At 52.0% G+C, this 13373-nt stretch carries 13 protein-coding genes; 5 read left to right on the top strand and 8 right to left on the bottom strand.

Going from position 1 to position 13373, the window contains the following annotated elements:
- Window positions 1-16: 16 nt before the first annotated feature.
- From CCY32_RS14725 to CCY32_RS14700, 6 genes are read right to left on the bottom strand one after another with little or no spacing between them, the layout of a single operon-like run.
- Window positions 17-1762, bottom strand: coding sequence for a BatD family protein (locus CCY32_RS14725; protein WP_088332001.1), 1746 nt, complete (start codon window positions 1760-1762; stop codon window positions 17-19).
- A complete protein-coding gene (locus CCY32_RS14720; protein ID WP_088331999.1) occupies window positions 1762-3594 on the bottom strand; it encodes a VWA domain-containing protein in 1833 nt (610 codons plus the stop codon). The genes CCY32_RS14725 and CCY32_RS14720 overlap by 1 nt, the downstream gene beginning before the upstream one ends.
- On the bottom strand, window positions 3591-4592 hold the full coding sequence (locus tag CCY32_RS14715) for a VWA domain-containing protein (RefSeq protein WP_088331997.1): 1002 nt from the start codon (window positions 4590-4592) through the stop codon (window positions 3591-3593). Before CCY32_RS14715 ends, CCY32_RS14720 begins: the two co-directional genes overlap by 4 nt.
- Complete coding sequence (locus CCY32_RS14710; RefSeq protein WP_088331995.1) at window positions 4585-5076, bottom strand: DUF4381 domain-containing protein; 492 nt, start codon at window positions 5074-5076, stop codon at window positions 4585-4587. Before CCY32_RS14710 ends, CCY32_RS14715 begins: the two co-directional genes overlap by 8 nt.
- Window positions 5073-6005 (bottom strand): DUF58 domain-containing protein, encoded by a 933-nt coding sequence (locus tag CCY32_RS14705; RefSeq protein ID WP_088331993.1) that lies wholly within the window; start codon window positions 6003-6005, stop codon window positions 5073-5075. Before CCY32_RS14705 ends, CCY32_RS14710 begins: the two co-directional genes overlap by 4 nt.
- A 9-nt stretch (window positions 6006-6014) precedes the next feature.
- Complete coding sequence (locus CCY32_RS14700; RefSeq protein WP_088331991.1) at window positions 6015-6971, bottom strand: MoxR family ATPase; 957 nt, start codon at window positions 6969-6971, stop codon at window positions 6015-6017.
- A gap of 361 nt (window positions 6972-7332) precedes the next feature.
- On the opposite strand from CCY32_RS14700, the gene CCY32_RS14695 reads away from it, so the two are divergent.
- Window positions 7333-7692, top strand: a complete 360-nt coding sequence (locus tag CCY32_RS14695) for a phasin family protein (RefSeq protein WP_088331990.1) — start codon at window positions 7333-7335, stop codon at window positions 7690-7692.
- A gap of 103 nt (window positions 7693-7795) precedes the next feature.
- A complete protein-coding gene (locus CCY32_RS14690) occupies window positions 7796-8386 on the top strand; it encodes a hypothetical protein (protein ID WP_088331988.1) in 591 nt (196 codons plus the stop codon).
- Between the two features lie 72 nt (window positions 8387-8458).
- On the opposite strand, the gene CCY32_RS14685 is transcribed toward CCY32_RS14690, so the two are convergent.
- On the bottom strand, window positions 8459-8818 hold the full coding sequence (locus CCY32_RS14685) for a DUF2237 domain-containing protein (RefSeq protein WP_088331986.1): 360 nt from the start codon (window positions 8816-8818) through the stop codon (window positions 8459-8461).
- Between the two features lie 100 nt (window positions 8819-8918).
- On the opposite strand from CCY32_RS14685, the gene ubiG reads away from it, so the two are divergent.
- Both ubiG and CCY32_RS14675 read left to right on the top strand, forming a co-directional pair.
- Complete coding sequence (gene ubiG, locus CCY32_RS14680) at window positions 8919-9695, top strand: bifunctional 2-polyprenyl-6-hydroxyphenol methylase/3-demethylubiquinol 3-O-methyltransferase UbiG (RefSeq protein WP_088331984.1); 777 nt, start codon at window positions 8919-8921, stop codon at window positions 9693-9695.
- 188 nt (window positions 9696-9883) lie between these two features.
- Window positions 9884-10342 (top strand): gamma-glutamylcyclotransferase family protein, encoded by a 459-nt coding sequence (locus tag CCY32_RS14675; protein WP_168171536.1) that lies wholly within the window; start codon window positions 9884-9886, stop codon window positions 10340-10342.
- 117 nt (window positions 10343-10459) lie between these two features.
- On the opposite strand, the gene CCY32_RS14670 is transcribed toward CCY32_RS14675, so the two are convergent.
- A complete protein-coding gene (locus CCY32_RS14670) occupies window positions 10460-11944 on the bottom strand; it encodes a DUF3336 domain-containing protein (protein WP_210401755.1) in 1485 nt (494 codons plus the stop codon).
- A 216-nt stretch (window positions 11945-12160) separates the two neighbouring features.
- Here CCY32_RS14670 and CCY32_RS14665 point away from each other — a divergent pair, with 216 nt between their 5' ends.
- The gene (locus CCY32_RS14665) at window positions 12161-13372 is read left to right on the top strand and encodes a DUF445 family protein (RefSeq protein ID WP_088331980.1); all 1212 of its coding nucleotides are present in this window, start codon (window positions 12161-12163) and stop codon (window positions 13370-13372) included.
- The last annotated feature ends 1 nt before the right edge of the window (window position 13373 follow it).

The following is a 13373-nucleotide window of genomic DNA, read 5'->3' as shown; positions in this document are numbered from 1 at the left end:
CTGTCGGGAAAAGTGGTCATTCAATTTTCAGCGAAACCAGTTTATGGCCCGGCCGATGTGTTGACTGTCTGGATGTTTTACGGTGTTGTTGCAATAAAGCGATCAGTTTGTTTCCTTGCCAATGACCAGTCTGTTTACCATAACGACTGGCCAGAAGATGATTGATCTGTTCGTTGAGTTCTGGGTCATTGAGGTGTTGCTGACACTCGGCCAGGGTTCCCTGCATGTTGAGATGATGACATAACCAGGGTGTGAGAGCGTCGATAACCGCCTTGCTGTCTTGTTGTTTTACAGCCTGTTGCAGACTCTGCCAAAGTTTCGCTTCGTCTTGCTTTGTGGCACCCGCCTCGCTCCGTTGTGTTGTCACGGGGCTGGTACGTTTGTATCTCCACCACAGTCCTAGTGTCAGCACCCACAGCACCAGTAAGATCCCACTGGTGAGCGCCCACCAATTGATGCCGGTTGTGGTCTCCAACTCTGTATTGTGGCTGCGATCAGTGGCTGGCGGCTCCTGTGCATCGGTAGCAGCATCCTTTGGCGCTGCAGCGGGCGTCTGTGCTGAAGAGCCCTGCACAGGTCCACCCTGAGGCATTTGTGCCGGGGCAACGCTGAGAGTCTGTGCCGGTAGCCGGGCATACTCGGTCTGCCCGGTGAGGGTGTTAAACCAGGGCACACGGATTTCCGGCAGGGTTAACTCGCCAGGTTGTGTGGGGATGATTGCGATGGTTTCACGGCGCTGCGCTACCAGGGTATCGTCTTTTTCAACGGTGCTGGTACTGGCCTGATCCGGATAACTTTTTACTGTGGCCGGGTATTGGCTGTTGATTTCGGGTAACTGTTCTTCAACGACACCTAATGCGGTTAACGTCAGGATGCGGGTAATAGGCTCGCCAACACGGTATTCGTCGCCGCCATTTTGCCATTCCTGATGTAATTCCACATACTCACTGGGTAACCAGTGCTGCTGATAATTATCCGGCATCGGTAGCACTTCAATGTCGATGGCATTACCAACCCGGCTGACGGCTTTCGACTGGTTAAAAAAGCCGTAAGAACGGTTACTGGGCTGAGACACCTCACCATCAAAAATCGGGCCTTCAATGGTAAAGTTGCCGCTGGACTGAGGGATGATGGCAAAACGGCGCTCTATCACCCGATAGCGCTGTCCTTTTGCAATTTCAGAGTATTCTTTGTCTTTACCTATCTGGCGAATATCCGCATTTTCCAGCTGCGGCGCGGTCAGGCTTCCGCGCTGCAGGTCACGGGACAAATACAACTTAGCAACATAGTGTATTTGTTGCTGCAGATACACTTTTGTCAAGTCGACTTCGGCTTCGATATAGATATCTCTGGCCTGATCCGCCGTAGCCTGGCTGGCGGGTAGTACCATCAGCTCAATCGGAGCAGAGCGCTGTCCGGCGATATCAAACGCCGGAATGGTATAACGCCCGGGCTTACGCGGGATCAGTCGTGTGGTCCATCGTGTGGTGCGGGTCATATCGAAATTGATAATTTGTGTCTGAGTACTGACGGAAGTGCGTCCAACCACAAAATCCTTAAGCAGTGGTGACGCATCGAACAGGTTGTTGTCCACCACATCATTCGCCGTCACCTCAAGAATAATGGCTTCATCGACCATGGCCGGGTTTTTGTCCACACTTGCGGTGACCTCGGTTACGTCAGCGTACGAGGTGGCGCACAGCAGTGCCCACAAGGTGAGTGGTAGCCACAAGAATTGCTTGGGTCGGAATACATTCTGCATTACCAGTTCCTTTGTAACCTGTTTGGAAGTGATTGGCGACGACGTTGCTGATTTTCCAGCAGCATTTTGCGTTTGAGCAGGTAAGCCGGATCATCGGGCACGCGGCGTAGCAGTTTTTCGAGTCGCTGTTGTTGTTCACGCTCTTCATCGGTTAGCGGCTGCTCCTGCGCCTGTGTCGCCTGGGGTTGTTCAGAGGACTCTTCATTGTCAGATGCATTCTTTTCTTCAGCCTGCTGCTGGCTGTCCTGCTGCTCTTGTTGTTCGGGTTGTGATTCTGTTTGCTGCTCTGACTGCTCTGACTGCTCTGACTCCGGTGGTGCATTCTGGTCTTGTTGATCAGACGACTTTTGACTCTGCTGCCCCTGTTGGTCCTGACTTTCACCTTGCTGGTCTTTGTCTTGTTGCTGATTCTGATCAGAAGACTGCTGCTGCTGTGATTGCTGTTCTTCCTGCTGCTGTTTTTGTTTTTCCAGCAAGGCTTTGTTGAAACGAGCATCCTCGTGTCCGGGTTGTGCTTCCAGGGCTTTGTCATAGGCCTCTATAGCCTCCTCAAGCTGACCAAGCTGTGCCAGAGCGTTGCCCCGGTTGTACCAGGCTTGCGGTCCCTCGGCCCGAGCGAAGGCTTCCAGCGCCTTGTCATAGTCACCATTTCGATAATGAGCACTACCTTGCCAAAGTGGGTCGTCAAATTTTTCTGCGGCGCTCTCATACTCTTGCTGGTTAAACGCCTGTTGTCCCTGTTGATCGGCACGTTGCCACAGGTCCTCCCACACACTGGCCTGTACCTGAGGCGTGTATACAGTGGGGAACAGCAAGCAGGCCAGGCCTATACCCAATAATCCCCGTCTGAATCCATATGCAGCAAGGGGTAACAGCAGCAGGATAAGGTAGGGACCGGCTTCGTACCACTGATCCCCCTGATGGTCTTCTTTTTGTTGCTCCTCGGTCTTGTCGCGACTCAAAAGTGCCTGGTTGACCAACCGTTCAATATCACTGTCATCCGCTCGCAATGCGCTATAGACGCCGCCTCCCTGGCGTGCGATCAGTTGCAGGTTGTCGGCCTCAAGTTTGGGGATCACAATGCTGCCACTGCCGTCTTTCATCAGTTCTCCATTTTGCAGGGAGATTGGCGCACCTTCTTCTGTGCCAACGGCCAGCACCGAAAGACGATAGTCACTCTGATTAATCAGACGCGTTATCGGAGCTACCTGGGCCATTTCCACACCGTCGGTGAGCCAGAATATTTCGCCTTCCTGGTAGCCGGCGCTTTGCAGCAACTCGATAGCCAATTGAATACCGCTTTGCGGATCACTGCCCGGGACCGGCATGATCTCGGGGGATAGCGCAGGGATAAGACTGATCAGGGTTTCACTGTCAGTGCTTAATGGGCTGATCACAAAGGCATCGCCGGCATAGGCCACCAGACCGGTTTCCCCCTCGGTGATCTGCTTAATCAAGTCGATGGCTTTATATCTGGCCCGGGTGAGACGATCCGGGGTGATATCTGTCGCCCGCATTGAAAAGGACATGTCCATGACCACGACTTTACCGGTGTGTAACTGGTAGACGGGTTGCGGCAGACGTTCCCAGGTGGGACCTGCCAGCGCCAGACAGGCAATGACCCAGGCCAGTCCCAACAGGTATAAAGGAGGCTTGTTTCTTAATCCACCACGAGCGCTCAGCAGGTGTTGATAGAGGTGGGGGGCCAACACGTTTTGCCAGCCACTGCGATGGCGTTGCAGATAGCGCAACAACAGAAAAATCAGTAACAGTGGGATCAGTGCCAGCAGCCATGCCGGACGAAGAAAATGAAATGCATCGAGCCACATCATACTGCGCTTCTCCTCCTCAGACGAAGCCATTGCCAGAGGGAGGGCAGACAGAGCGCGACACTGAGCAACAAGGCCAGCGCCAGCGGATAGTAAAATAAGGCGCTCTGTGGTCGCATTTGACGACTTTCCCGGGCAATGGGTTCGAGTTCATCCAGCCGTGAATAGATGGCTTCGAGACTCTGTGTGTCGCGGGCCCGGAAATACTGTCCACCGGTGCTTTTCGCCAGCTCAGTAAGCATATCCTCGTCCAGATCTGCAGAGGGATTGACCCGACGATTGCCAAAGAAGCTCTGTACCAGCATTTGATCTGCACCCACACCAATGGGGTAAATGGTCACCTTGTTCGCCACCGCCAGTTCATTGGCCTGCTCAGGACTGATGTTCCCTGCCGTGTTCTGACCGTCTGTGAGCAAAATCAGTATGCGATTAGACTCCTCGCGGGTTTCAAAGCGTTTAACCGCCAGGCCGATGGCATCGCCAATGGCCGTCTGATCGCCCACTAAGCCGATGACAGTCTCATCCAGAAGCTGGGCAACTGTGTCTCTGTCGTAGGTAAGGGGAGCTTGCAGATACGCGGTATCCGCAAACAATATCAGTCCAAGACGGTCACCCACGCGACGTTGAATGAAATCGCCCAATACGTGTTTGATCATTTTTAGTCGGTCCACTTGCTGGCCATTAACCACCATGTCTTCAACTTTCATGCTGCCGGACAAGTCCACCGCAACCATCAGGTCGCGGCCTTTTGCGGGAATATTTATCGGTTCACCCAACCATTGTGGCCGTGCCGCGGCGAGGACCAGGCAAATCCAGGCCAGGGCCGCCAGTCCAAGACGGGCAGGGTGTGTTCCCGTTCTAAAGGTTACTCCGGGCAGGTCGCTGTCTACCTGAGGCACTCGCAGGGCCGCTGTCTGCACTTGTCCACGGGATGGCAGCAGTCTAATCAAAAGTGGAAGAGGCAAGGCAAGCAACGCCCAAAGCCAGGCAAATTCAAACATGGCTCGCCTCCTTTTTGGCAGGTGGCAGGGCCCGGCGTATCCAGTCTTTGGCCAGTGTCTTATAAAGTTTGATATCCAGCTCGCTTGGCTGGCGTTGATAAAGACTATTCAGCAGCAGCTGGTAGCGGTCTGCAAAGTCAGATTGTTTGGCTTTGGGTAATCTTTCCACTAAAAAATCCAGCCACTGCTGCTGATGCAATGAGGCCGTCTGCTCGCGCGGGAAATAGCTTAGTGCGAGACGCTTTAACAGGCTATTGAGGTGTTGTGGCCAGTTCGGCTGCTCGGCACTGATCTGCTCCAGTTCCTGCAATGCCTGACGGATGGCGCAGCGATAACGATAGGCTCTCAACTGCCAGCGAGCGATAAGTATCACTATTACGATGAGGAACAGGGCCAGCAACCACCAGCCTGGTGCCGGTGGCCACCATCCGACGGTTTCGGGCAGATGAATATCCCGCAGCTGCGCAGTGGCTGGCGTATTCATAGCTTACCTCCCAACTGCAATTCCAGTGATAACCCTGAGCTGATGGGTAAGACCTGACAGCGACACTGTTTCAATTGGGTGTGGAGGTATGCCAGTTGCTGCTGATGGCGCTGGCGGTACAGGGTCTCAGTCTTCTCCTCCCCTAAGATCAACGAACGCGTGACCTGATCGTCGGTAATACTGACTTGTTGGGGCACCTGAACCTGCGGCAATTCATGTTCGAATGGATCGCTGATGGGATAGGCCACCAGCTCGCAGTGGCGACTGAGTTGGAATAAATGCTGTCGGGCTTGTTCATCAAACTGACGAAAATCACTGATGATAAAAATCAGGCTGCCGGGGTGTGCCATGCGCCGCATTCTTGCGCAGGCCTCGGTAAAATTGACTTGGGGCGATTGGGTCGACCGGGCATGCAGTTTAAGCAGGCCATTGAGCAGTGACAGTACCGCCTTTTGCCGCGTCATGGGCTTGTATTCTAGATGTTCTGTCTGATTATAAATTAGGCCACCAATACGATCGCCGCGCTTTCTTGCTGACCAGGCAATCAGGGCACTCAAATGGGCAGCCTGAACCGACTTAAACACGAACTGGGTGCCGAAATGCATGCTGGCACTGAGATCGGTGAGCACGAAAATGGGGCGCTCTTTCTCTTCCTGGTACAGCTTGGTATGAGTCTTACCGGTGCGTGCCGTCACGCGCCAGTCTATGGCGCGGATATCATCCCCGGGTTGGTAATGGCGGGCCTCATCAAACTCCATGCCACGACCACGGGTTTTAGCCAGATAGGTGCCAGCAAGCTTGGACTGAATGGTTTTTCTGGGACTCAGATCCAGCATGGCTGTCTTGCTCTGATAATGAAGCAACTCGGTCAATGTCAGATTGACGCCATCGGTCTGATGTCGCTCAAGCCATTGGGTTATCTCCTGCACAGACAACTCCTATGGTACCGGAACCAGTTCCAGGATTCGGGCCAGGACAGTATTTGCGGTAATGCCCTGCGCCTCAGCCTCATAGCTGAGCAATAAGCGATGACGCAGAACATTGGCAAACACCGCCTGAATATCATCAGGACCTACAAAGTCGCGACCCGCCAGCCAGGCATGTGCGCGCGCGCAGCGGTCAAGAGAAATGGTTGCGCGGGGGCTGGCGCCAAATTCAATCCAGCCGGCTAATTCTTCGTCCAGCTTCTCAGGTAACCGTGTCGCCATGATGAGTTGCACCAGATACTGCTCCAATGCCTCGGCCAGGTGAATCTGCAGCACCTCTTCTCTGGCGGCGAAGATATCTTCTTGCTTCAGGTTAGGCGCGGCGACTTGCTTAAGGTGCAAAGCTTCGTTGCGGGTAAGACGCAGAATCTCAAGTTCCGTCTCGGCCCCGGGATAATCAATTTCCAGATGCATCAAAAAGCGGTCTAGTTGGGCTTCAGGCAAGGGGTAGGTACCCTCCTGCTCAATGGGGTTCTGTGTTGCCATCACCAGAAACAACGGCGGCAACGCATAGGTCTTATTGCCCACGGTGATTTGTCGCTCTGCCATGGCTTCGAGCAGGGCAGACTGCACTTTCGCCGGGGCGCGGTTGATTTCATCGGCCAACACCAGGTTATGAAATAAGGGACCTTGCTGGAATACGAAAGAGCCGTCTTCCGGGCGATAGATATCAGTACCGGTCAGATCAGCGGGCAACAAATCCGGTGTAAACTGAACACGGTGAAAGTCTCCTTCTATACCCTTGGCCAGAGCGTTTACCGCACGGGTTTTCGCCAATCCGGGTGGGCCTTCAACCAAGAGATGCCCATCTGCCAGCAAGGCAATCAGGATATTGCGGGTGAGGGTGGATTGGCCCAGAACCTGGGCATCCAGATAACGTTGAAGTTGCTTAAATTGTTCTACTGCCATTGCCCTTCCAAATCGTGTTGTGCTTTTTAGCTTATTGTTTGTCACATGTAGCGACATGAGCTTGCGTTAAACCGGCATGATTAGCCAGTTGTTATGGGGTCATTTACCCGTAATCCAAGGTGAACGTGGCGATATGTATTCTCTGCGATGACTTGGAGAGCGAATTCGAAGCGCAGTTCCCACGTCGACAAAGAATGTTACAACTCAGTCCGGAGTGATAAAAACAAGAATTTTTAAATCTATATTTATCAATGAGATAAGTTTTATTTCTGCAGATTTCAGGAAAAATTGTACAGTTAGTATGCGGATTCTAATTTGGCAGCGTAATCTTAGCATCGTTGATACATAACGGAGACCAACCATGACTAAATTAGACAGCATTAAAAACACAGTAAACGACGCCGAAGACTTTGCCCGTAAAATCTGGCTGGCAGGCCTGGGTGCCTATGGTAAGAGCCTGGACGAAGTTCAGGGACGTTACGAAAAGCTCAATGCCGACGCATCAAAAATGTTTGATGAACTGGTAGCTAAAGGTACCAAATTGGAAACCGAAGCGAAAGGCAAAATCAAGGCTAAAACGAACGTTGAAGCCCGCGTTGCCGAAGTTCGTCAGAAGCTCGGCCTGGACAAGCCAGAAATGGAGCAGAAAGTTGATGAACTGTCTGCACGCATTGATGCGCTGACTGCTGCTGTAGCCACTCTGGCCGAAAAGCAGAAGTAAGAGCACTATCTGAAGCAATGGAGAACGTGCCAGGGAGTGGCTGAATGTTATCGCCGTGCCAACGGGTAACGGCGAATCAGACCGACTTAAAAGGAGAGTTTTGGTGAAGACAGTCAAGAAAATCGAAAAAAACGGGCGCAATACTTGGTTGGCAGGACTGGGAAGTTACGATGCTGGTCGGGATGTGGCGGCGGAAAAGCTCGATCAACTGGTTGAAGGCACCGGCTCGACCCTGGATAGTCTGGTTAGCCGTGGACAGCTGGTGGAAGCCGATCTGAAGAAACGCTTGCAACCGCCTGCATGGCTGGAGCAGAGACTGGCAGCAATTCGTGCCAGCCTCAATCCAGGGCAGCAACAATTGGAGCAGGCTACGGATAAGCTGAACCAAGCTCTGAACACGCTCGAAGCACTGGTCAAAAACGTGGAGCAGGAGCAGAAAAAAGCCGAGCAGGCCAAAAAGACTGCTGCAGCAAAATCAGCGGCTAGCAAGAGTGCCTCCGCATCAACGGGCACCTCCAGTGCTAAGAAGACAACCAGCACGGCCAGCACCAGTAAAAGCCAATCGAGCGGTAACACCCGCTCTTCGGCGAGTAGCAAGGGCTCCGGCACGCAGCGTAAAACGACGACGCGTCGCAGCAGTGCCAGCGGCACTAAATCAGCCAGTACAGCCTCCAAGCGCGGCAGTAACAGCTGATATCAGAATAAACCTTAAAAAAGCCCGTTAGCCTGCGGGCTTTTTTTATGCCCCCGGTTCAGGCATAGGGTATTAAGAAGCGGCATAGCGTTGCAGGGTTTCAATCGGTATCACTGACAATGCGGCCTCGTTGACGGCAGCCAGGATGACGGGTGGGGCAACGCCCGCCTGTTCTGCTTGCAACCAGCGCCCTGCGCACAAGCACCATCGATCCCCTGCCTTGAGGCCCGGAAAGTCGTATAGCGGATTCGGCGTCATCAGGTCATTGCCCTGCGCCCGGGAATATTGAAGAAAGGCATCGGTCATAATGGCACAGACACTGTGATTACCGATATCGCTCGCTGGCACGTAGCAAAAGCCTTCCCGGGTGAAGCCACCATTACCACAACACAACTGCAACGGTTGTCCCAATACATTTTTTATCCTTGCCATAGTAATCCCTCTGTTGGATTTTACGTATCAAATGACTAAACGTGCAGACTAAAGGTTCTCACCTTATGGTCTTCATACACAGACAGTGAAGCAGAATAAGATGTTAGATAAAAGTCGGTTACAACCGCCAATGGATAACCACGCCAATGTCTCGGTAAAGGAGATCGAAAAATTTAATGCCTTAGCTGAGGCATGGTGGGATCCCAGTGGGAAATTTAAAACAGTATTAGCTTTTAATCAGACGCGATTACACTGGATTAAGCAACAGATTCAACGCCATGTTCATCATCAGGACGCAGAATCCGGGTCATTGGAGGGGCTGGAAATATTGGACATTGGTTGTGGCGGGGGATTATTGGCAGAGCCGCTCGCGCTCAGTGGCGCCACCGTGACCGGAATTGACGCCAGTGGCGTCAGTATTGAAGTGGCAAAACGTCATGCTGAAAAACAGGGCGTGAGTGTTGAGTACCGTCATGGTCTTGCCAGCGAACTGCTCGTACAAAAAAGGCAATTTGATGTGGTGATCAATGCTGAGGTGGTTGAACATGTGCCGGATCAAAAGCAACTGATTGATGACTGTTGTCAGTTGGTCAGGCCCGGTGGATTACTGTTGTTGGCTACCTTAAATCGAACCCTGAAGAGTTTTGTTGTGGCCATCATCGGGGCCGAGTATGTCATGAACTACCTGCCCCGCGGGACCCATGACTGGCGTTTTTTTGTCAAACCCGACGAATTAAGAACCATGGCCGAAGCCCACCATACTCGCCAGCTTGCTAGCACGGGCATGCGTTTTAACCCTTTCACACAGCGCTGGCGGTGCTGTGCCAGTGAATCGGTTAACTATATCCAGGCTTATGAGAAAATGCCTGAAGGGTAACGCCCATAAGGTGCAGATTTTAAGATCTTTTTTTGGAGAATGCCGGCCTTAGGTAAGCGGCGTATGTGCCACTGGCGCAACCATCTTTTGAAGAGCGCAGTCAGCGCAAATGGAAAATGGTACGAATCTATGACAATGTTTGGGCCCTGTCTGACAGAATGTGCCCAGACCCAAAGAAGATAGTTGCCATGAAACGATCTGTACGATACCTCATCATTTCAATTGCAGTGCTGCTGACAGCGGGCTTGGCTTACCTTTGGTTTACCTTTGCCAGCTCATATGGTTATACACCGCCCAAAGGGCTGCCTGTTATTGAGGACAATGTGCGCCACCCCGTGTTTGTTTACGGCACGCTTACACATCGTTGGGTACGCTGGCTGGTTATGGGGCGCGCCGGTAAAGCCGAGCCGGCTGAGTTACCAGGCTACCGTAAGCAGGCACTTAACATTGAGCCCAGTAAGGGAGCTACTACGCCGGGTGTTGTTATTCATGTCAACGCCGAGGAGCTTAGAGATCTGGATCGCTATGAACGCCTTGGCGTGCGGTACGAAAGAGTAAAGCTGACACTTAAAAGTGGTCAGTCAGCCTGGGTCTATCGGCTCATGGAGCCGGCATTGCTGGATATCACAGAGCAAATACAAGAGTGAAACCTGGGTACAAGTGGTTGCGCCATTGCCTTAGTGTTATGACCACACAAGGCCCGCAGTTGGACTGTAAAGGCGGCAAGGCAGCGGCGCTAGTGGTTGCCCATTAATTGCACTGGGCTAACTGCCGGTATTCGCCAGCTTTGGTCTGACTTCCTGGCCAGACAAAATGCGCGCTTCCCGGGTTTTCAGGCGCTTCAGGTAATGATTAAAAGTCTTACTGATTTTGGTACTGCGCTCAATTAAATCAAGCTGAGGCCAGGTCGCCTTTTCGCCCGCCCGGATAAGGGCCCTTAATCCATCCTCGGTGGGATTGGTTAACAGGTATTTCAGGCTCCCCAACCCTCGTTCAGGCAGAATATTAATGTCGCCCACATATTGCTGGTCGATAATCGAGCGCAGCTTATGAATGCCCAGTTTCGTGGCGCGCCCGGGGATCAGGTTTTCCATTACATCAAAGGCATACACGCTGTTGCTTTTCGCCAGATTGACCAGATGTTTCTTGGTTAATGAGAACAGCCCCTTGCTGCGCTGTTTGGTGCGCGATAAAAAGGGCACTGCCAGAGGATTGGTCTGGCTGACGATGCTGTGGTTGACACCATACAGACGGGCCAGCCGGTTGAAAGGCATATCCGCCATCAATGAGCCATCGGCGAATTTGCGATTAGGGATATAAGGAACAATTTCGCCGGCCTGGTTGCGGGCTTTCAATTGAACCGGGGAAAATACCCAGGGAATGGCGCACGATGCACGCACAGCCTGAGTAATAATGGCATTCGGTGAGGTTTTCGCATTCAGTAACCGTGAATACTGATGTAAATCTGCCGGCGATACGGTGATGGTGACTTTGCGTCCGGTGAGATTATACGCATCCTCGAAGGTGATCAAATCGAAGAGTTCTATCAGTGCGTTTTCCAGATTCGTGCTGTCCAGCCAGCTCCCTTTACCGGGACCACGCCAGGTACTCCATTTCTGGAACCGCTGGTGGATATTTTCGGCAGTGAGCAGTTCCAGCAGCTGTTGATCGGTTCGGGTGGCAACCAGAGCCGCAATAATAGAGCCAGCACTGGCCCCAGAGATGACCTCTGGCAACAAGTCGTGCTCAATCAATGAACGTACGACGCCACAATGAAAAAATCCCAGGCCGGCCCCACCACTGAGCATCAGACAACTCTGACCATAGGCAAAGGCCGTTTCCTCAAAGAAAGACAATTTTTCATGGAAGTCGATATCCTGCTCATCGGCGGCATAAATAAAATCGAGCGCTGCGCAGACTTCGTCGAGAAACTCCTGAATAAGGTGCTTTGTGCCCACTTTGCAGTAATGGGTCAGGTCAGGATTGGCAATATTGCCCAGGTTGCCGTGTATGCCTTCATGAAGAATAAACATCAGACCAGGTGCATCGTTGCGGGTCCGGGCGTCTTTCATGCGCTGAACACGTTTTCGTATCAGTTTATAGTCATAATCCCGGGATTTATCTTCCGCCTTCCATGCATCGGCGCCAGACAAACGGTCATGCTCCAGGCTGGCTTGCAGAAATTCCGCATAGCTTTGCGCTGTGGCGATGGTGTGTTCCAGCTTTTGAAGAGTGTTTTTCATGGCCATTTACTGCTGCCTGGATGGTTTATCAATAATACTGATTTCACGCTAAATAATTTGAAAGGACAACCTAATTCCGCGGAATGGTGTGAATACGCAGACTTATTGCAATAGGTTCATGCTTTTAGATTGACCATTCTAATTTCAGTGGTTAGCCTGAGTTGATACCCGGTCAACTCGCCCTGACCCGACCCTAATAATAATAGGCGCTACAGAGCTGATATGGAATGGAATGTTGAATTATTGATCCTTTTGTTGATCCCGATCATCAGTGCTTTCGTGGGCTGGTTTACCAACTATCTGGCGGTCAAAATGATGTTTTATCCGTTGGAGTTTGTGGGGATTCGGCCTTTTTTTGGCTGGCAGGGACTGATTCCGGCTAAGCGCCGTAAGATGGCTGAAATTGAAGTGGAACTGGTTTTGGGGAAGCTTCTGAGCGTCGAGGAGATCGTTAATCGTCTGGATGCAGAGCAGCTTACTCTCGCCATTCAGCGACGTCTGAAACAGGTACTCAGGCGGATTGTTAATGATGTGATGCAGGAATCAGCGCCAACACTCTGGTCAGCATTACCGGTGCAGGGTAAGAACCTGGTGTATGCCCGCATCGAGCTGGATGTGCCCAACGTTGTGGCAAAAATGGTCAGAGATTTTCAGCAAAATGTAGGGGAAATCCTGGATATCCGCGAGTTGGTCGTCGAACACCTCTCAGACGATCCTGAGCTGATCAATGAGATCTTCCTCAAAGCCGGAGCCCGGGAATTTCCTTTTATCGAGCGCTCCGGTTTGTATTTTGGCTTTCTCTTCGGTCTGCCAACCATGGTGGTATGGTATTTTTACCAGTTCTGGTGGATTCTGCCTTTGGGCGGGCTGGTCGTGGGCTACGCCACCAACTGGATAGCCATCAAAATCATATTTGAGCCCAAAAGACCCACTAAAGTGGGTATCTTCACCTTTCAGGGCATGTTTCTTAAGCGCCAAAAAGAAGTCTCCAGGGTCTACTCCGATATCATTCAGCAGCGGCTGCTGAATTCTCAGACGATTACGCATGCTGTGCTCAAAGGTTCCGGTTCGGCGCAACTGCTGGAACTGATCGAGTTGCACGTCAATGATGCCATTGAACGTTATGTAGCGGTTGCACAGCCCTACTTTGCACTGAGCGTAGGATCGCAGGACTATTTCCGTATGAAAGAGCTGGCGGTTCAGCGTTTGTTTGAGGATTCCGATAAGTTTCTGCGCTACGCCCATGACTATGCCAATGAGGCATTGAATATCGGTGATGATCTGTGCGTAAAAATGGAAGGCCTGACACCCGAAGAGTTTGAAGGGGTGTTGCGTCCTGCTTATAAGCAGGATGAATGGAAGTTGATCGTGGTTGGCGCAATACTGGGGATGCTGGCGGGTTTTGCGCAACTGTACTTCGTCTTCGGTGGCTGAA

The sequence above is a fragment of the Lacimicrobium sp. SS2-24 genome, assembly GCF_002201535.1.
In the GTDB taxonomy this organism is placed as follows: Bacteria; Pseudomonadota; Gammaproteobacteria; order Enterobacterales; family Alteromonadaceae; genus Lacimicrobium.
The sequence above is the reverse complement of the archived record's forward strand: the minus strand, read 5'-3'. Positions and strand labels throughout refer to the sequence as shown.